Below are 16,906 nucleotides of genomic sequence, written 5' to 3'. Positions count from 1 at the left end.
CATGGAAAGCCTTGGACAACTGATCCGAACCCTGCGCAAAGAGCGAAAACTTTCGCAGCAAGCGTTGGCAGAGCAGTACGGCATGAGCCGCGCCACCATCTCGGGGATTGAAAACAACACCATTACGGAAATCGGCCTGCGCAAGGTCGAAGCCATTCTCAATGGTTTTGGCTACGAGCTCAGCGCCGTGCCCCGCCCTCGGCAACGCCCGACCCTGGACGGCCTGAAACAGGCGCATTTCCATGACTGAGGAACAGCGGCTGCACATCCGTGTGGCCAACACGATGGTGGGCACCCTCGGCCGTGGTCAGGCTCAGGCGGATTCGGTGTTCACCTACAGTGCAAGCACCTCGCCCCGCGACGCGATCTCCCTGACCATGCCGCCACGCCTGGCGAGCTATGACTGGGACCGGGGCCTGCCACCGGTGTTCGATATGCACCTGCCGGAAGGCTCGCTGCGTGATGAACTACTGCGCCGTTTCAGCAAGGCGGTGCGGGGTTTCGATGACTTCGCCCTGCTATCGATCGTGGGGCCGCACCAACTGGGCCGGGTGGCCATCAGCACAGCACAATCACCCCAGGTCCCCCTGCCGGAAACCAGCCTGGAGGACCTGTTGGTGCATGACGGTGCCGAGGGCCTGTTCGAGGATCTATTGGCGACCTATGGCCAGTACTCAGGCGTTTCCGGGGTGCAGCCCAAAGTCCTGATCCGCGACAGCACCAACAGCGTCGAACGCCTGACCCATCGCGGCGCCACTCATTTGGTGAAGGCTTTTCGCGCGGATCAATACCCGCACCTGGCCGCCAACGAATTCTTCTGCATGCGTGCGGCGCTGCATGCCGGCCTGCAAGTACCGCAGATCGAGCTCAGCCAGAATGGCCAGTTCCTGGTGGTCAAACGTTTCGACCTGAGCGCCCAGGGCTACCTGGGTTTCGAGGATTTCTGCGTGCTCAACGCCTGGCCGGCAAAAGCCAAGTACGACGGCTCCTACGAAGGCGCGGCGAAACAGATCAAGGCCTTTGTCTCACCCCCTCTACTGAACCAGGCCCTGGAGTCGTTCTTCAAGATCGTGGCGTTGTCGGCCGGACTGAGAAATGGCGATGCTCATCTGAAGAACTTCGGCGTGCTGTACCCCGACACGGATGTGGATGCACCCGTCAGTCTGGCCCCGGCCTTTGATCTGGTCACCACCTCGGTCTACATCAAGGCGGACAGCCTGGCGCTATTGCTGGGAGGCTCCAAGGCCTGGCCCAAACGCAAGGCGCTGCTGCGCTTCGCCCGCACGGCCTGCAACCTCAGCGAAGGTCGCAGCCATGAACTGTTGCAACAGGTCGAGCACGGCATGGCACAGGCGATGGGCGAGATGCAGGTCTATAGCGCTGCCCATCCCGCGTTCAAGGGCATGGCCGAGGCCATGAGCGCGGCCTGGAAAACCGGTGTGGCACGCAGTCTGAGGAGCTGATCCGGTCACCGTTAAAGAACGGGGAAACCCAGTTCGAACACCGTTGCCCGGGCCTCACTGGTCACCCGCACCTGGCCGCCATGCAGCAGCATGATCGAGCGCACGATCGCCAAACCCAGGCCGCCGGAATCTCCCGGTTCGGCCCGGGACGGATCGACCCGGTAGAAGCGGTCGAACAACCGGGGCAGATGCTCAGGGGCAATCGCCGGGCCCTGGTTGTGTACCTGCAGCCAGCACCAGCCCGGTTCGTTGCGACGGCGCAGATGGATCACAGAATCCGCATCAGCATGCCGCACGGCATTGGCCAGCAGGTTGCCCAGGGCCCGTTGCAGCAGTTGCTGGTCGGCCCGCAGTTCACCGGAAAAGCCGTTCTCCAGGCGGATCTGTCGGTCATCGGCCAGGGCTTCGAAGTAGTCGCACAACTCGGCGCCAACCCCGGCCAGCGATAGCGGGCGCAGATCCAGCACCTGCTCGGCCTGTTCGGCACGGGCCAGGAACAACAGGTTCTGGGCCATGCGCGTGAGCCGTTCGAATTCTTCCATGTTCGAGGCCAGCACTTCCTGGTATTCCGCTGCGCTGCGGGGCTGGTTCAGGGCCAGGCCATTGCTGCCCAGCAGGTTGTGCAAGGGGGTACGAATCTCGTGAGCGAGGTCCGCGGAGAATTGTGACAGGCGCTGAAAGCTCTCTTCCAGGCGCGCCAGCATGGCATTCAGGGCCTGCACCGGCTCATGGAACTCGGCGGGGATGCCGGTGGTGTGCAAGCGTCGGTCAAGACTGCGCAGGTCGATCTGGCGTACCGATTCGCTGAGCTGGCGCAGGGGTAGCAAACCGCGACGCAACAACAGCAGCCCCAGGGCAAACGCCAGCACCGCCCCCAGCCCCACGGCCAGGTACAAGCGCAGGCGGTAACTGGCGAGTATCTGCTCACGCTCGCTGAGGATCTTGCCGGCCACCACGGTCAGGGCCTCGCCCTTGGGACCGCTGGCCTGGCCCGCGATCAGGGCCACCGGGACCTCATCGGTGCCCGCCCAGAGGCTGACATCCCCGCGTTGCGGACGCAGCTCCTGGGCAATCGGCCTCAACTCGGGCAAGTGCTGTTGTCGGGGATTGATGCCGATCACTGTCGAGCCATCGGCCCGCAGCACCAGCAACAGGCTCTGCTGATTGCCCAGCATGTTCTGGTACAGCCGCGGCCGGGCTTGCAGGGCATCGAGGCTGTCACTGTCCTGGAGCAAGGCGCGTACCTGTTCCAGACGGCCCATCAGGGCGAGATCGTCACGGTAGGCGATCTCCCCGGCCAGGGAGCGGTAGAGAAACACCCCGATGCCACTGAGCACCAGGGCGCAGACGGCGGCAAACGACAGGGCCAACCGCCAGGCAATGGAACTAGAGCGCTGCATCCGGGGCTTCCAGCTGGTAACCGACGCCACGCACGGTGTGGATCAGCTTGGGCATGTAGGGATCGTCGACCTTGGCCCGCAGGCGCCGCACCGCAACTTCCACCATGTTGGTGTCGCTGTCGAAATTCAGGTTCCACACCTGGGAAGCGATCAGGGTCCGCGACAGCACTTCACCCTGGCGGCTGGCCAACAGGTGCAGCAGGGCGAATTCCTTGTTGGTCAGGGCGATGCGCTGGCCGCCGCGACTGACGCGACGGCGCAGCACGTCGATCTCCAGGTCAGCGATGCTGAAGGATTCGGCTTCACGCAGCGGTCCGCGGCGCAGCAGGGTGCGGACCCGAGCCAGCAGCTCGGCAAAGGCGAAGGGCTTGAGCAGGTAGTCGTCGGCGCCCAGCTCCAGGCCACGGACCCGGTCTTCGATGGCGTCCTTGGCAGTGAGGAACAGCACCGGGGTGGCGCCGCGCTGGCGGATCAACTGCAGCAACTGCCAACCGTTGAGGCCGGGGAGCATCACGTCGAGGATGATCAGGTCGTATTCCTGCTGCTCGATGAAATAGCGCCCGTCCAGGCCGTTCAGGGCCACGTCCACGGCGAATCCGGACTCTCCGAGCCCCTTGGCAAGGAAATTCGCGGTTTTGGCTTCGTCTTCAACTACCAGCAAACGCATGGTGCACCTCGGGAATGATCGGCACAGGCTAGGCGCCTGTGGCGCGCTTGCCCATTACAAACTTGTAATCCAACTGACGAGGTTCTGACGAGGACGGCTGGCTAAGGTGGCGGCCTGTCTTTACGGAGCCTTCCCATGATCTGCAAAACCCTTGTTCTAAGTCTTGGTCTGGGCCTTGGTCTGGGCCTTGCCGGCAACGCCCTGGCCGCCCTGGAACTGCCCCGTCACACCGAGCTGGACCTGGCCACCGCCCGTCAGTTGGCAGACGCCAGTCTGGCCCAGTGCACGGCCGTGGTGTCGGTCCTGGACCGAGGCGGCAACCTGCTGGTGACCTTGCGCAGCGATGGCGTAGGCCCGCACAACACCGTCGCCAGCCAGCGCAAGGCCTATACCGCGCTGTCCACCAAGACCCCGAGCCGGCTGTTCGCCGAACGGGCGCGCAATAACCCCGACGCGGCCAATCTCAATACCTTGCCGGAGCTGTTGTTGCTCGGTGGCGGCATTCCGTTGTTCGCCGGCCAGGAGCTGGTGGGCGCGATAGGGATTGCCGGTGCCGGGGGGGCCGCGCAGGACGAGGAATGTGCGCTCAAGGCGGCGCAGAAAGTCGGTTTGCGTGCCGCACTGTGAGGCGCGCCGGGTTGTTGTTTTTTTGATCAATGCACTGAGGAGTCTTTCATGAACTTTTTGCGTAATGGCCTGGCCGCTGTCGGCCTCTGCGGTCTGTCGAGCCTGGCCTTGGCGGCGGGCAATCCCTTGAGCGTGCACGTGCTCAACCTGGAGAACGGTTTGCCCTCGCCGGGGGTCAAGGTGACCCTGGAGCAGCATGTGGGCCAGGACTGGAAAGCCTTGTCCAGCGGTGTGACCAACGAGCAGGGGCGGATCAGCGAGCTGTTTCCCGCGGGCCAGGCCCTGACTGCTGGCGAATATCGGGTGGTGTTCAAGACCGGTGAATACTTCAAGCAGGCCAAGCGCGAGACCTTCTTTCCGGAAATTCCGGTGATCTTCGAGGTCAAGCAGACCGAGCAGCATTACCACATTCCGTTGTTGCTCAGCCCGTATGGATTCTCGACCTATCGTGGTTCGTAGGAGCTGACTGCCGGCGAAGGCGGTCTTGAGGGCCTCTTCGCTGGCAAGCCAGCTCCTACGGTAGGCAGAGACATCGCGGGGGATTTTGTAGGAGCCGGCTTGCCGGCGAGGGCGGTCTTGAGGGCCCCTTCGCTGGCAAGCCCGCGCCTACGGGGGGCCAGCGAGGGCGCGCAGGCGGTCGGTGTCGAGGATTTCGATCTCGCCATAACTCAGGCGCAGGATGCCCTGGTTCTGCAGGTCCTTGAGGATCTGGTTGGTGGTCTGGCGCGAGAGCGAAAGCATCAGCGCCAGTTGCTCCTGGGGCAGTTGCAGCAGGTTGCGGCGCTGGGCCACTTCGCCATAGCCGGCAGCGATCGCCAGCAGGCGACTGGCCACACGGGCCGGCGCCGGCATCAGGCTCAGCTGTTCCAGGTTGATGAAGGCCAGGCGCAGTTTGTGGCTCATCAACAGGGCAAACTGGCGCCAGTACTGCGGCTGTTGCTCCAGCAGTTGCAACAAGGTCGACTGCGGCACCTGAAGCAAGGTGCAAGCACCCTCGGCATAGGCATCGTGGGTGCGCGGCTGGCCGTCGAACAGGCAGATCTCGCCAAACCAGTGGGGCGCTTGCATCAGGCTGAGCAAGGCTTCCTTGCCCTGTTCGCTGACCGCTCCCACCCGTACCGTCCCTTCCAGCACCGCGTACAAACCGCAAGGCGGATCACCCCGCAGGAACAGGCATTGCCCCGGCGCCAAGCGGCGCAGGCGGGCACCGGCGAGCAAACTATTCTGTAAGGAATCCGGCAGGTGGCTGAACCACTGGCCGGTCATCAGGCATTCACGCCACTGCTGCATGTCCATGAACAGGTCTTTTCCTCAAGGCATCGGCGTGATTGTCGCCTAGCTGACAGTGCCGTGATCGGTGGCCGGGCATGATCCAGCCACCCTAACGGAGGAACAACAATGAAAAGCCTCGTTGATCATCTCAGTCAATACGCCGCCTACCACCGCGACCCGCGCAATATCGCCAGCCACTTTATCGGCATTCCCATGATCGTGGTGGCAGTGGCGGTGCTGCTGTCCCGGCCCACCTGGCCACTGGCGGGGATGGTGGTGTCGCCGGCCGTGCTGCTGGCCCTGGCCTCGGCCGTGTTCTACCTGCGCCTGGAGTTGCGCCTGGGGGTGTTGATGAGTGTGCTGATGGGCCTGTCGGTCTGGGCCGGGCAGGCGCTTGCAGCGCAAAGCACCGGACTCTGGTTGAGCAGCGGCCTGGGCCTGTTCGTGATCGGCTGGGTGATCCAGTTCATCGGCCATTACTACGAGGGTCGCAAGCCGGCCTTTGTCGATGATCTGTCGGGCCTGATCGTCGGCCCACTGTTCGTGGTGGCCGAACTGGCGTTCCTGCTGGGGCTGCGCCATGACTTGAAACAGGCCATCGAGCAGCGTTCGGGTCCCGTGGCCCTGCGCCAGAAAAAAGCCATGATCTGAAGTCCCCGGCCGGGCGTGCCGACTGCACGCCCGGCCAGGACGGGTCACAAACCGCCAAACTCCACTCGCACCGTCAGTGCGCCCTGGTTGTCCTGCAGGCCGACACCGTAACGTCCGTCCAGGTCGTCATTGATGCACAGCTGCAACTCTCCGCGCTGGCCCGCCGGAATCTGCGCCAGATCGCCGATCAGAAAGGGCGTGCCTGCGCTCCCGACGCGGCCGATCAGTGCCCCCTCACTGGCCCCCGGCAAGGTATAGCCGGACTTGGCGATGTAGGCCGGATTACCCTGGCCGTCCACCATGCCCCCCGCCGGACTGGCGGACCAGTGCCCACTGACGTAGCGCACCCGCTGCGCACTGATCCCATTGAGTTGCACCCCGGTGCCTTGCCAAGGCTGATTGGCCTGGACCGTCAGCGTACTGGCCTTGAGCTCGTTGGCGAGCACGTCGGCGGCCTGGAACGACAGCGCGGCGATGGTCAGGCTCGGATTGGACGTGCCGCTGCTGGGAAATACCCCGTCTCCCACCAGGAACAGATTGGGGTGGTCCCAACTGCGCTGATGCTTGTCCACCACCGAATACTTGCGGTCGGTGCCCATGCGATAAGTGCCCATCAGGTGCCCGGCCCCCTGGAAGCTGTAGGGCTCTTCATCGTAGATGAAGAACCCGGGGTTCTTCTCCCGTGTCGGTTTGAGATCGGTGAGTTCGGTAGCCCCCAGCAGCTCGGTGATGATGTAGGTGGCGGCCTGCCGGGCCTGCTTGAAACCCTCCTTGGTGTAGTCCGACAGGTCGTAGTGAATCTCCGGACGAGGGATACCCAGGCGGTCCTTGTACTCGGTGGAAGGCAGGATGTAGCAGTCGGCGTGATCCGGATCCTTCTCCACCTGTTCCACCAGGAAGGCAATGCGGAACTGGCGGATCAGGCGGTCGTTGAGGGCACGGATCAGGTCCGCTCCAAACAACGCCTGGGGATCATGCTTGTCCCCCGGCAACGGGTTGGTGTGGCTGTTGTTCTGGCCGTCGATCAGGTCGCACACCGTGGTGTAGGGATCGCCGATCGGCCAGTTCAGGCCCTCGTTGCCAATCTCAATGCGCCAGGCCGCCCGGCGGCTGCGAAAGGCCCCATCGCGCAGGCTCTCGATGCCCGCCGTGGACACCGGCCCACGATAAGGGAACACCGTCTGCCCCGGCGGCATCAGCCCCCAAGCCAGGTAGATCGGGTGGTCCGACAGGCTGCGCCCGACCTGGCCACTGCTGTTGGCCACGCCATTGGGTGCCTCGGGACAGGCTGAGTTGAGCAACAGCTTGGGGGTCTCGATGGCGTGGGCGGCGATCACATAGTGCTGCCCGAGGGCCACGCCATTGACGGTGGGCGGGCCGTCCCCCAGCTGGTACTGGATGAACTCGATACCGCTGATGCTGGACTTGCCATCGACCCGGACCTTGCTCGCCACGCTCTTGTACAGCACCCGAACATTGCCGGTCTCCAAGGCCTTGTTCAGGGTCACCGTGGCGTCGTACTTGGCCTGGATCGGGCAGATCGGCGTGCAGTTGGTATTGCCCGCACAGACCCGGCGCCCGGCGTAGGGCTCGGAGTTGCGCCCGGCCGGCGTCGGGCTCACCAGCAGCGGCATGCCGGCGAACGAATGGCCCTTGAGCGCCTTGACGAAACGCTCGTCCACCAGGGACAGAGGAATGCTGTGCATGGGGAATTGGTAGTCCTCGGGAAAGGTCATGCCCAGGTAGTCCTGGTCACCCACATCCGCCGCCACGCCGATCTCCGCCTCGGCGCGGCAGTAGGCGCTTTGCAGATCCTGATAGCCGATGGGCCAGTCGACCCCGACGCCGTACAGCGACTTGAGGCGAAAGTCATTGGGCAGCATGCGCAGGCAGGTGGCGACCCAGTGCCAGGTGGTGCCGCCGCCCACACGCTCATAGGTGCTGGTGAAGGCCAGCGGGCCTTTCTGCACCAGGTAACTGGTCTGTGGGTTCTGCCAGCCGTTGATCAGGTCGGCAATGGTCGGCCGTGGCGCATTCTGCTGGGCCGGCTGCAGTTCCGGATAAAGCTGCGGCTGCAGGTTGCTGGCCGGAGGATAGGGCGACTCCGGGGTCTTCAGGGTGGCGTTGTAGAAGCGCTCCATGTATTGCGTGCGATTGGCCGGAATGCTCGGCCCGGACTCCAGCACCAGGACCTTGATCCCGGCCAGACCCAGTTGATAGGCGATGATGCTGCCGGCCAGGCCGGCGCCGACTATCACCACATCCGCTTGTTCTGTGCTCATGACGAAGCTCCTTGCTGCCCCTTGGCGGGCACACCGGTAAAGGCCTCCAGGCTCGGCGGCGTCTCGTTCCAGTAGCCGAAATGAAACTGGCTGTAGCCCATGGGATGGGCCTGGGCGGCCTTCCAGGCCCAGCTTTGCTGGTACGCCAGGTCGGACACGACCCACTGTTGCCCGGCCTTGAAGCTGCTGGCGTCATAAGGCTGGTACCAGACCCCCAGCAGCCACATTTTCATGATCGAACGACAGGCCTTGGCCGCAGGTGTGGCCGCCGGCTGGCCGTTGCTCATCAGCAACGCCCGGGCGATCTGTTCCGGGCTCTGCTGGTCGGCCACCAGGCCGGCGTATTGGCTCAGCAGGTCATTGAGTTGGGCCTCGGTCATCTTCGGGCGGATATAGGCCAGAAACTGGCTGGGCAGGTCGATGGGGTCGATCGACGGCGCCAGCAAGGCCGTGCCGATCCCCAGCAACGCCGAGGACAGGCCGACAAAGTTCTCACGCTCGGTGCTCATGGTTTGCTCCCTGCGGCGCCAGTGGATTGGGCACGCTCCAGCAGATAGGTGAAGTCGGCGAAAGTGGTGCGGGGGTTCTGGGTGACCCGGGTCGTCGCGTTGTTGTGGCAGTCCATGCAACTGGAGGACGCCTGGGGCACCGTGCCCTGGATAAAGGTTTCCAGGGTGGCGTTGGCGAGGAAGGTCGGGGCCGGGCTGCCCAGGGGATTGGTCGGCGACGGCGTCTCGCAGTCGGGGGCCGGATCGGCGGGCCATTGAGTGTCGATCATCTGGTAGTTGGCCCAGACACTCTGAGGATTGGCCGTGCGCAGCAGCGCCTGGTAGGTGCTGTTCAGCGCCTTGGCGGCCTCGGTCAGCGGGATGTCGCGGACGATCTGCGACGGCGTGGCCTTGACCGCCGGGTTCCAGGGCCGGGGCGGCGGCTCGTTGACCTTGGCCGGGCTGGCAGCGTTGTAGAACAGGTACGGACCTTTGCGCTGCTCCGGTGGGGTGGTTTTTTCCGGCACGTTGTCCACGTGTTCGAAGGTCGACCAGACCCACTGCGGCGCCAGCGCGGTCTTGTGCACGATGTGCAGACCCACCAGTCCTACCGACTCGGCCTTGCACGACTCTTCCACGATGGGCCCATGGGTCGGATCGCTGTTGCCGGGGGTATAGACCAGGGCGTCCACCGTATGGAAGCGGCTGCGCTGGTCGTTGCCGTCCAGCACCTTCCACGAGGCCTTGACCATGATTGCGCCGAGCTTCTGGTGGGGACTGGAGCTGCAACTGAAGGCCACGCGGTTGTTCGGACTGGCGGCGAAATACGCCTGCTGGCCCTGGACGCTGTACAGGCCCTTGTCGACGATATCGTTGAACATCGGCCGGTTGACCACGATTTCGTTGCGGGTGTAGGTGCCGCTCTGGTCCACCAACGGGCCGCTCTGGAACGGCTGGATGAATTCGTCGAGGACACCCGCGACCTTGCCCATCTGTTGCAGCAGGCGCCCGGACTTGAGCCCCTCACAGGGCTTGGGAAGGATCGCCGGGGCATCCCAGGCCAAGGGCTTCTCGCCCTTGGCCCGGAAGATCTGATAGCTCTCTTTCCAGCCTTCCCAGACGGTGGGGCCGTCCTCCTTGCCGATGGGGCCAGTGCCGGGACTGCCGTCTTCCTGGGCCGGCCAGTTGAGGGCGATGAAGGTCTGCCAGGACAGCACGTCAAAATCCCGCTGCAGGCTTTCCAGGGTCGGTGCGGGAGGGGCGGTCACTGCGACGTCGTAGGGTATGCGCGAGGACAGGTCAGGTGGCGCGAGCGCCAGGGCCAAAGGGCTGAGCAGTGCACCGCATAGTGCACAACCGAACCTCGGACCGGGCCGATAGACTTCCTTTTTCATGCTTGTCTCCTTGGCATCAGGCTGGCCAGGAGACAGAACGCCGGTCCTTCATGGACTCTTCAATTGCGCCCTCCTGGCACCATTTCCAGCGTAGATAAGGAATGTTGCGGCCAGGGGACGGGCCATAGATCGAATCGAGCTAGCAGCAATAGCCGAACGCCATCACCTTCCCTCAATACTCGACACAATTCTCGTAGGAGCCGGCTTGCCGGCGAAAAGGCCCCCAAACCGGCTGCAAACCTGGCGGACGCTTTCGCTGGCAAGCCAGCCCCCTGCGAGACGTGGGGCTCGCAGGAGGTGCCGGCTGGAGTCAGAGGCTGGAGTGTTTCTGCCAGACCTTGGGTTTGAAGAACAGGGTCTCGCCACGGGCCAGGCCGATCAGGCTGTCGTGGTCTTTCACCACTTCGGCTTCGATCAGTTCGCTCTGGCCTTCGACCTTGAGGGTGACCCGGGTGGTGGCGCCCAGGGGACGGATGTCGCGCACTTCGGCGGCGTGGTGGTCTTCCAGTTCCGAACGCGACAGCGACACTTCGTGGGGACGGAACAGCACGTGGTTGTCCTCCCCCAGGTGCAGGCGGTTGGAGTCACCGAGGAAGTGGTAGACGAAGTCGCTGGCCGGGTTCTCGTAGACCTCCCCCGGGGAGCCGATCTGTTCGATCACGCCCTTGTTCATCACCACGATGCGGTCCGCCACCTCCATGGCTTCTTCCTGGTCGTGGGTGACAAACACCGAAGTCAGGTTGATGTCTTCGTGCAGCCGCGCCAGCCAGCGTCGCAGCTCCTTGCGCACCTTGGCGTCGAGGGCGCCGAAGGGTTCGTCCAGCAGCAGCACCTTGGGTTCCACCGCCAGGGCGCGGGCCAGGGCGATACGCTGGCGCTGGCCGCCGGACAGTTGCTCCGGGTAGCGATCGGAAAGCCAGTCCAGTTGCACCATGTTCAGCAACTCATGGACCTTCTCGGCGATCTTGCTCTCGCTGGGACGCTGGTTCTTGGGCTTCATGCGCAAGCCGAAGGCAACGTTGTCGAACACGCTCATGTGGCGGAACAGGGCGTAGTGCTGGAACACGAAACCGACGTTGCGATCACGCACGTCGTGGCCGGAAACGTCCTCACCGTGGAAGACGATGCTGCCGTCGTCCGGGGTTTCCAGGCCGGCGATGATCCGCAGCAGGGTGGTCTTGCCGCAGCCGGACGGGCCGAGCAACGCCACCAGCTCGCCGCTGTGGATATCCAGGTTGATGCTGTTCAGCGCCTTGAAGGCGTTGAAGTTCTTGCTGACGTTACGGACTTCGATCGACATGACTTATTCCTCCGCGGCGCTGGCGCGCAGGCGGTTGATTCGGGATTCGCTCCACTGCTTGAGCAGCAGGATGAACAGCGCAAGGATCAGCAACAGGCTGGCGACGGCGAAGGCGGCCACGTGGTTGTACTCGTTGTAGAGGATTTCCACGTGCAGCGGCAGGGTGTTGGTGACCCCGCGGATGTGTCCGGACACCACCGATACCGCACCGAATTCGCCCATGGCCCGGGCGGTACAGAGCACCACGCCGTAGATCAGGCCCCATTTGATATTGGGCACGGTGACGTGCCAGAACATCTGCCAGCCATTGGCCCCCAGCAACCTGGCGGCTTCCTCTTCCTGGGTGCCCTGCTCCTGCATCAGCGGGATCAGCTCACGGGCGACGAAGGGCACGGTGACGAAGATGGTGGCCAGGACGATACCGGGCAAGGCGAAGACGATCTGGATGTCGTGATCCGAAAGCCACGGGCCGAACAGGCCCTGGGCGCCGAACATCAGCACATAGACCAGGCCGGCGATCACCGGCGACACCGAGAACGGCAGGTCGATCAGGGTCACCAGAATGCTCTTGCCACGGAACGAGTACTTGCTCACGCACCAGGCGGCACTGACCCCGAACACCAGGTTCAAGGGCACCGAAATCAGTACCGCGATCACCGTGAGCTTCAACGCCGACAAAGCATCGGGTTCGAAGATCGCTTCAAAGAACGCACCGATGCCCAGCTTCAAGCCCTGGGACACCACGATGAACAACGGCAACAGCAGGAACAGGGCGAAAATCAGCCAGCCCAGGCCAATCAGCACCCGTCGCGAGGTGGCACTGCCACGGCGGGCGGCGTTGGCGGAGGACGCTGCAGAAATAGACGATTGGGACATGTTCGCGCCTCCTTAGGGTCGTTCGATGCGCCGCTGCAGCAGGTTGATCAGCAGCAACAGGACAAAGGAAACCACCAGCATCAGCACGCCGATGGAAGTGGCGCCGGTGTAATCGTACTGGTCGAGCTTGACCATGATCAGCAGTGGCAGGATTTCGGTCTTCATCGGCATGTTGCCGGCGATGAAGATCACCGAGCCGTACTCGCCGACGCCCCGGGCGAAGGCCAGAGCAAAGCCGGTGAGCCAGGCCGGCAGCAGGGCCGGCACCAGGATATGGCGAAACACCTGCCAGGGCTTGGCCCCAAGGCAGGCGGCGGCCTCTTCCACTTCACGGGGAATGTCCGCCAGCACCGGCTGCACCGTGCGCACCACGAATGGCAGGGTGACGAAGGTCAGTGCCAGGGTGATGCCCAGGGGCGTGTAGGCAATCTTGAAACCCAGGTCGGTAGCGAACTGTCCCACCAGGCCGGTGGGCGCGTAGAGCGCAGTCAGGGCGATGCCCGCCACGGCAGTGGGCAGGGCGAATGGCAGGTCGATCATGGCATCGATGATCTTGCGCCCAGGGAAGGTGTAACGCACCAGGACCCAGGCCAGCAGGGTACCGATGATGCCGTTGATGATGGCCGCATACAGCGCGGTACCGAAGCTCAGCTTGAGCGCGGCGAGCACCCGTGGCGCCGAAATGATCGCCCAGAACTGTTCCCAGGTGAGTTGCGCGGCATGTACGAACATCGCCGCCAGGGGGATGAGCACAATCAGGCTGAGGTACACCAAGGTGTAGCCCAGCGTCAGCCCGAAGCCGGGTATGACGGGGGAGATACGACGCGACATAAGAGTCCTTGGTTAGCGGAACCGATACGCAAAACCCGCAACTGAATGCGGGCTCTACCTTGTAGGAGCCGGCTTGCCGGCGAAAGGGCCTGCAAGTCGTGCATTGCCCTTCAGGACGCCTTCGCTGGCAAGCCAGCTCCTACGGAGGGTCGGGTTTACTGGGCCGTGTAGATCTGGTCGAAGACACCACCGTCATTGAAGAATTTCGGTTGGGCAGTTTTCCAGCCGCCGAAGTCCTTGTCGATAGTCACCAGGTCCAGTTTGGGGAACTGCTGGGCATATTTGGCGGCTACGTCCTTGTCCCGGGGACGGTAGAAGTTCTTCGCGGCGATTTCCTGGCCGGCCGGGCTGTACAGGTGCTTGAGGTAGGCCTCGGCGATCTCGGTGTTGCCTTTCTTCTCGGCGTTCTTGTCCACCACCGCCACCGGCGGCTCGGCAAGGATCGACAGCGAAGGCACGACGATGTCGAACTTGTCGGCGCCGCCGTCTTCCTTGAGGGCCAGGAAGGCTTCGTTTTCCCAGGCCAGCAGCACATCGCCCTGACCGTTGTTGACGAAGGTGATGGTCGAGCCGCGAGCACCGGTATCCAGCACAGGCACGTGCTTGAACAGCTCCTTCACGTATTCCTGAGCCTTGGCTTCGCTGCCACCGGCTTTCAGGCCGTAGGCCCAGGCGGCAAGAAAGTTCCAGCGGGCGCCGCCGGAGGTTTTCGGGTTCGGGGTGATCACCGAGACGTCTTTCTTGATCAGGTCGCCCCAGTCCTTGATGCCTTTGGGATTGCCCTTGCGCACCAGGAACACGATGGTCGAGGTGTAGGGGGTGCTGGCGTCGGGCAGGCGTTTCTGCCAGTCCGCCGGCAGGGTCTTGCCGAGCTTGGCGATTTCATCGATGTCACCGGCCAGGGCCAGGGTCACCACGTCGGCGCGCAGGCCGTCGATCACCGCCCGGCCCTGTTTGCCGGAACCACCGTGGGATTGCTGGATCTTCACGTTGTCGCCGGGATGCTCTTTCTTCCAGAAGCTGGTGAACTCGGCGTTGTAGTCCTGGTACAGCTCGCGGGTCGGGTCGTAGGACACGTTGAGCAGCTCGTAATCCTTGGCAACGGCGGAACCGGCAAAAACGGCACTGGCGAGGGCGGCCAGGGCATAACGGCGAATCGACGACATGATGGAGCTCCCGAAATTTTTTAATGTGCTGGCATTTTTCTTATGGCGAATCAGTCCCGCATTCGCGGGCGAACGCTGGGGTTCAGGCTGGGGGTCATGGATGACGCCCTCCGGTTATCCAGTCGGGCCTCTCGATCACGAGAGGGTGATGCGGCGTTCAGCTGGGTTTGTTGCCGGGCTGCTGCAGACGGAATTTTTCCTTGCGTTCGATCTGCACGACCTGGGCGTTGTGCACGGTGATTTCCACCGCACCGAAACGCAGGTCGCGCAGGGCGCTTTGAATTTCCCGCAAGATGGTTGCTTCGTCCTGGCCGTCAACGCTACGTAGAGATGCGCTCATGGTGCTGCTCCTGAGTGAGATGTGCCTGGCAGTGGCGGCACTGCTTGCGGCGTGGGAGCAATAGTAGATAGGCGCGGATATTCTTAAAAATACTATTTAAGAATGTTTATATAACCAGAAGAAATTATTTGGCGGGACACGGGCTTACGCCGCAAGAGCCCCCTGCAACCGTCGCCGCAACGGCTACAGGGGCGGCCATCAGCGGATCTGCGGAGCGTTGCTCCAGACCAGTTGTTCAGCGGGCACCGGCCTTCCGAACCAGTAGCCCTGGCCCAGATCGCAGCCATGTTCGAGCAGGAACCGCGCCTGCTCCGCTTGCTCGATACCCTCGGCGTGAACCTGCATGCCCATGCTCTGGGCCAGGGCGATGATCACCCGGGAGATCGCCGCATCGTCTTCATCGAACGGCAGGCCGGCGACAAAACCCTGGTCGATCTTGAGTTTCTGCACCGGCAGGCGCTTGAGCCGCAGCAAGGAGGAATAGCCCGTACCGAAGTCGTCGATAGCCAGGCGAATGCCCAGTTCACGCAGACGGTGCATCTGCTCCAGTGCCACTTCGGGATCGTCCATGACCGCGCTCTCGGTGACCTCCAGTTCCAGGTAGGCCGGATCCAGGCCCGTGTCGTGCAGCACCTGGGCCACCTGCTGGTACAGCTCGCTGCGAGCGAACAGACGAGTCGAGACATTCACTGCAACAAACGACAGCACCACGCCCTCGGCCTGCCACTGGCACATCTGCCGACACGCCTGCTGCATGACCCAGGCGTCGATCTCGCCAATCATCCCGGTGCGCTCGGCAATCGGTATGAATTCCGCCGGCGACACCAGGCCGCGTTCGGGATGTTCCCAGCGCACCAGGGCCTCGACGCCGATCAGGCGGCTGCTCTTGAGATCGTGCACGGGCTGGTAGTAAACCCGCAGCTCCTGCTGCTCCAGGGCCCGGCGCAGTTCGAAGGCAATCTCCACCCGTTGCTGGGCATGGGCGGTGAGTTCTTCGGTGTACAGGGCATAACCGTTGCGCCCGGCACTCTTGGCCTTGAACAGCGCCGCGTCGGCGTTGCGCAGCAACTGACTGGCGCTCAGGGCATCACTGGGGAACAGGCTGATGCCGATGCTGGCGTTGATCACCACCTGCTGTTCACCCAGCTGGAAGGGCTCCTTGAGGCCGTCGATGATGCGCTGGGCCAGGGCCGCGGCCTGCACCAGTTGCGGGCAGCTTTCCGCCAGCACTGCGAACTCGTCGCCCCCCAGGCGCGCCAGGGTCATGCCCGGGCCGAACATGGCCCCCAGGCGCCCGGCCACGGCCTTGAGCAACTGGTCGCCGACGTTGTGGCCGAGGCTGTCGTTGATCATCTTGAAATGATCCAGGTCGATCATCAGCATGGCGCAGCCGCGCTTGTGGATCTGCGCCGACGCCAGGGCCTGTTCGGCGCGATCGGTGAACAGCAGGCGGTTGGGCAGGTCGGTCAAGGGGTCGTGGTGGGCCAGGTGGGCCAGTTCGTGCTCGGAATCCTTGATGGCACTGATGTCGGAGAACACCGCGACATAGTGGGTGAGCTCGCCTTGCTCGTCGCGGATCGCGCGAATGCTCTGCCATTGCGGGTAGATCTCACCGCTCTTGCGCCGATTCCAGATTTCGCCACTCCATTCGCCGGTTTTCTGCAGCGAGTCGAACATCGCCTTGTAGAAGTCCGGCGAATGGTGACCGGACTTGAACAGGCTCGGCTGGCGACCCAGCACTTCTTCGCGCTGATAGCCGGTGATCTCGATGAAGGCCCGATTGACGTGGACGATCTGGCCTTGGGTATCGCTCACCAGCACGCCCTCGCGGGTGCAGTCGAATACCGCTGCGGCCTGACGCAGGCGTTCGCGGTCCTTCTGCTGATGGCGCAGCCAGCGGTCGGCTCCCAGCACCCGCAGCAAACGCGCCCGGGCAAAGAAGATCAGCACCGCGCTGACCACCGCCCAGACGTAACCACTGATCATCTGCCAGTGGGCCTGGTCAGCGAATTCATCGAAGAAACTGCTCAATAAATAACCACTGAACTGCAGCCACACCAATGACAGCAGCAGGTAAAGCAGCGCGGCACGCAAACCATTGCGATAAGAAACCGACATAAGCCCGTCTATTTCCACACGAAAAGTTTGG

The 16,906-nt window shown here is 63.3% G+C and carries 17 protein-coding genes; 5 read left to right on the top strand and 12 right to left on the bottom strand.

The genetic code is table 11. The features are described 5' to 3' along the window. Window position 1 precedes the first annotated feature (1 nt). Together P7C00_RS01495 and P7C00_RS01490 are read left to right on the top strand one after the other, a co-directional pair. The gene (locus P7C00_RS01495; RefSeq protein WP_346634061.1) at window positions 2–250 is read left to right on the top strand and encodes a helix-turn-helix transcriptional regulator; all 249 of its coding nucleotides are present in this window, start codon (window positions 2–4) and stop codon (window positions 248–250) included. Further along, window positions 243–1,463: a type II toxin-antitoxin system HipA family toxin gene (locus tag P7C00_RS01490; RefSeq protein WP_346634060.1), complete on the top strand. Its 1,221-nt coding sequence runs from the start codon at window positions 243–245 to the stop codon at window positions 1,461–1,463. The genes P7C00_RS01495 and P7C00_RS01490 overlap by 8 nt, the downstream gene beginning before the upstream one ends. An 11-nt stretch (window positions 1,464–1,474) precedes the next feature. Here P7C00_RS01490 and P7C00_RS01485 read toward each other — a convergent pair whose 3' ends face one another. After that, on the bottom strand, window positions 1,475–2,863 hold the full coding sequence (locus tag P7C00_RS01485; protein ID WP_346634059.1) for a heavy metal sensor histidine kinase: 1,389 nt from the start codon (window positions 2,861–2,863) through the stop codon (window positions 1,475–1,477). Then, complete coding sequence (locus P7C00_RS01480; protein ID WP_110722539.1) at window positions 2,850–3,530, bottom strand: heavy metal response regulator transcription factor; 681 nt, start codon at window positions 3,528–3,530, stop codon at window positions 2,850–2,852. Before P7C00_RS01480 ends, P7C00_RS01485 begins: the two co-directional genes overlap by 14 nt. Before the next feature lie 135 nt (window positions 3,531–3,665). Here P7C00_RS01480 and P7C00_RS01475 point away from each other — a divergent pair, with 135 nt between their 5' ends. Beyond that, window positions 3,666–4,157, top strand: coding sequence for a heme-binding protein (locus P7C00_RS01475; RefSeq protein WP_346634058.1), 492 nt, complete (start codon window positions 3,666–3,668; stop codon window positions 4,155–4,157). 48 nt (window positions 4,158–4,205) lie between these two features. Next, entirely contained in the window at window positions 4,206–4,616 is a 411-nt protein-coding gene (gene uraH / locus P7C00_RS01470) for a hydroxyisourate hydrolase (RefSeq protein ID WP_346634057.1), read from the top strand. Between the two features lie 147 nt (window positions 4,617–4,763). On the opposite strand, the gene P7C00_RS01465 is transcribed toward uraH, so the two are convergent. Then, the gene (locus tag P7C00_RS01465) at window positions 4,764–5,453 is read right to left on the bottom strand and encodes a Crp/Fnr family transcriptional regulator (RefSeq protein WP_346634056.1); all 690 of its coding nucleotides are present in this window, start codon (window positions 5,451–5,453) and stop codon (window positions 4,764–4,766) included. A 102-nt stretch (window positions 5,454–5,555) separates the two neighbouring features. Here P7C00_RS01465 and P7C00_RS01460 point away from each other — a divergent pair, with 102 nt between their 5' ends. Further along, window positions 5,556–6,080, top strand: a complete 525-nt coding sequence (locus tag P7C00_RS01460; protein ID WP_346634055.1) for an Mpo1-like protein — start codon at window positions 5,556–5,558, stop codon at window positions 6,078–6,080. Between the two features lie 44 nt (window positions 6,081–6,124). Here the strand turns inward: P7C00_RS01460 and P7C00_RS01455 are convergent, their stop codons facing one another. The 9 genes from P7C00_RS01455 to dibA all read right to left on the bottom strand — a co-directional run bounded on the left by P7C00_RS01455 (window position 6,125) and on the right by dibA (window position 16,875). After that, window positions 6,125–8,362, bottom strand: coding sequence for a GMC family oxidoreductase (locus P7C00_RS01455; RefSeq protein WP_404938023.1), 2,238 nt, complete (start codon window positions 8,360–8,362; stop codon window positions 6,125–6,127). Beyond that, window positions 8,359–8,871, bottom strand: a complete 513-nt coding sequence (locus tag P7C00_RS01450; protein ID WP_346634053.1) for a sorbitol dehydrogenase — start codon at window positions 8,869–8,871, stop codon at window positions 8,359–8,361. The genes P7C00_RS01455 and P7C00_RS01450 overlap by 4 nt, the downstream gene beginning before the upstream one ends. Next, window positions 8,868–10,244, bottom strand: coding sequence for a cytochrome C (locus P7C00_RS01445; protein WP_346634052.1), 1,377 nt, complete (start codon window positions 10,242–10,244; stop codon window positions 8,868–8,870). Before P7C00_RS01445 ends, P7C00_RS01450 begins: the two co-directional genes overlap by 4 nt. Window positions 10,245–10,554: 310 nt before the next feature. Next, the gene (locus tag P7C00_RS01440) at window positions 10,555–11,544 is read right to left on the bottom strand and encodes a sulfate ABC transporter ATP-binding protein (RefSeq protein WP_346634051.1); all 990 of its coding nucleotides are present in this window, start codon (window positions 11,542–11,544) and stop codon (window positions 10,555–10,557) included. A gap of 3 nt (window positions 11,545–11,547) precedes the next feature. Then, complete coding sequence (gene cysW, locus P7C00_RS01435; protein ID WP_346634050.1) at window positions 11,548–12,420, bottom strand: sulfate ABC transporter permease subunit CysW; 873 nt, start codon at window positions 12,418–12,420, stop codon at window positions 11,548–11,550. A 12-nt stretch (window positions 12,421–12,432) separates the two neighbouring features. Then, a complete protein-coding gene (cysT, locus tag P7C00_RS01430; RefSeq protein WP_346634049.1) occupies window positions 12,433–13,251 on the bottom strand; it encodes a sulfate ABC transporter permease subunit CysT in 819 nt (272 codons plus the stop codon). 155 nt (window positions 13,252–13,406) lie between these two features. Beyond that, on the bottom strand, window positions 13,407–14,417 hold the full coding sequence (locus P7C00_RS01425; RefSeq protein ID WP_346634048.1) for a sulfate ABC transporter substrate-binding protein: 1,011 nt from the start codon (window positions 14,415–14,417) through the stop codon (window positions 13,407–13,409). Window positions 14,418–14,574: 157 nt separating this feature from the next. Further along, window positions 14,575–14,757, bottom strand: coding sequence for a sulfur starvation response protein OscA (oscA, locus tag P7C00_RS01420; RefSeq protein ID WP_022643503.1), 183 nt, complete (start codon window positions 14,755–14,757; stop codon window positions 14,575–14,577). A 198-nt stretch (window positions 14,758–14,955) separates the two neighbouring features. Continuing rightward, window positions 14,956–16,875, bottom strand: coding sequence for a phosphodiesterase DibA (dibA, locus tag P7C00_RS01415; RefSeq protein ID WP_346634047.1), 1,920 nt, complete (start codon window positions 16,873–16,875; stop codon window positions 14,956–14,958). Window positions 16,876–16,906 lie beyond the last annotated feature (31 nt).

This window comes from Pseudomonas sp. JDS08PS003 (assembly GCF_045013505.1).
In the GTDB taxonomy this organism is placed as follows: Bacteria; Pseudomonadota; Gammaproteobacteria; order Pseudomonadales; family Pseudomonadaceae; genus Aquipseudomonas; species Aquipseudomonas protegens_B.
This window is presented reverse-complemented; position numbering and strand designations above follow the sequence as displayed.